Source organism: Arhodomonas sp. KWT (assembly GCF_010993615.1).
Genome location: NZ_WNXE01000897.1, coordinates 1 through 691 on the forward strand (window position 1 = coordinate 1; position 691 = coordinate 691).

Annotated in this window: 1 protein-coding gene; it reads right to left on the reverse strand. The window is 66.7% G+C overall.

Annotated features, from left to right (window positions below; genetic code table 11):
- Positions 1-473 (reverse strand): M16 family metallopeptidase (locus G7A99_RS23145; protein ID WP_371807665.1); only part of this gene is annotated, 473 nt, incomplete at its 3' end.
- Positions 474-691 lie beyond the last annotated feature (218 nt).

Below are 691 nucleotides of genomic sequence, written 5' to 3' on the forward strand. Positions count from 1 at the left end.
ATGCGCAGCCGCCGCTCCTCGAGCACCACGTCGCGCTCCTTGCGGAAGGCCTCGGGGTCGAGGCGCAGCTGGTGCATGCGGTCGGCCTCCAGCCGGAACGCCGTCTCCAGCCGGTCGGCGGCGAGCTGCTCGTAATAGGCGGTGTAGTCCCGGCCGGTAAAGGCGTTCTCCTCGCCGCCGTTACGCGCGACGATCTCCGAGAACTCGCCGGGCTTCAGGTCCTTCGTGCCCTTGAACATCATGTGCTCGAGCACGTGCGAAATCCCGGTGTGGGGACGGGACTCGTAGCTCGAGCCGACCGCGTACCAGATCTGCGAGACCGCCACCGGGGCGCGGTGATCCTCGCGGACGATGACATGCAACCCGTTGTCCAGACGCGTCTCGGAGACCGGCCAGTCCTGCGCGGAGGCCGGCACGGCCAGCGTCAGCAGCCCGGCGATCATGCCGCCGAGTATCCATGCTCTTGCGATCATTGGCTCGCTGCCCAGCGTTGATGAATGGGTGATAGGATACTAGCCCGGTCACCGGGGGTGCTGGCCACGAGAGCGCTCGTGCATCTGGCAACGGCTGCTCACGGGCAGCGTGACCAGTGGCCGGGTCAGTACAATCCCTTTGTGCCCCAAACCCGCCGAGAGGTTCCATGTTCGGATTCGGTCGCCGCCGGAAAGGCAAGCAACCGCCCCGCGATGAG